Genomic DNA, 1,038 nt, shown 5'->3' with positions numbered 1-1,038 from the left:
CCTGGTCGGCCAGGGCGCTGCGGTGCTGGGTCTTTTGGCGGCGCAGTTCGCGCGCCTGCTTGGCCAGGGCCTCGCGCTCGCCGTGCCAGGCCAGCACGGGCAGCACTTCGGTGGCCAGGCGCTCGCGCTCGGCCACCTTGAACTGCCAGCTTTGGTAGCTGGCCACGCGGTTTTGCAGCTCGGCCAGCTGCGCGCGGCCGTGGTCGAGCTCGCGCTCGGCCTGGGCCATCTCGCGCACGAGTTGCTGCTGGTGCTCGCGCGCCTGGTCGTAGGCATCGAGCACCTGCTGGTCGCCGAACACGTCGAACACCAGGCGCAGCAGCTCGCGCGGGCTGAATTCGCACAGGCGGTCGGTCTGGCCCTGCTCCAGCGAGAGCACGCGGGCGATGGCGGGCGACAGGCCCGCCGCGCCCAGCACGCGGCCCCAGGCCTCCACGCCCATGAACCCGAGGTCTTTCTCGGGCGTGTCGCGCAGCTGTTCGATGCCCACGTCGCCGTCGAGCAGGCAGTAGCGGCGCTGCCAGTCGCCGCCGTTGCGGTCGATGCGGCAGGCCAGCGTGACCTGGTCGCCGTACAGCAGGCGCCGCGCGAACGGGCGGCTGGAGGTCTGGCGGCCCTGGGGCCGGTTGTCCACCACGGCGCGCAGCCAGGCGGTCTGCGCGCCGGCGTGGCGCGCGTAGGTGCGGTAGTCGCGCGGGGCCGAGCAGCGCAGGCCCAGCAGAGTGCGCATGGCATCGAGCAGCGTGGTCTTGCCCGAGCCGTTGGGCCCGGCGATGGTGATGATGGACGCATCGAGCGGCAGGGCCACGCGCTGGCAGTAGTCCCAGTGGACGAGTTCGAGGGTTTGCAGGTGGAACATGGGGCGCGGGGTTCGTCGTCGGTCAGGCGGCGGGCGCCGGGGTGGGGTCCGTGGCGGGCGTTGCAGCGCCCGGCGTGGCGGCGGCCTCGCTGCGCTCGAGCGCCAGCACGTCGGCCAGGGCGCCGTCGAGGATGCGCGGGGCCATCACGTCGTAATCGAGCAGCACGTCCAGCAGCGGG

Annotated in this window: 1 protein-coding gene; it reads right to left on the bottom strand. The window is 73.2% G+C overall.

All coding sequences use genetic code 11. The features are described 5' to 3' along the window. Nucleotides 1-859: AAA family ATPase (locus tag AC27IQ_RS25580; RefSeq protein ID WP_487091308.1), on the bottom strand; the 859-nt coding region annotated here is incomplete at its 3' end. Nucleotides 860-1,038: the final 179 nt, after the last annotated feature.

The organism is Acidovorax sp. KPB24-07 (assembly GCF_057543315.1).
This window is presented reverse-complemented; position numbering and strand designations above follow the sequence as displayed.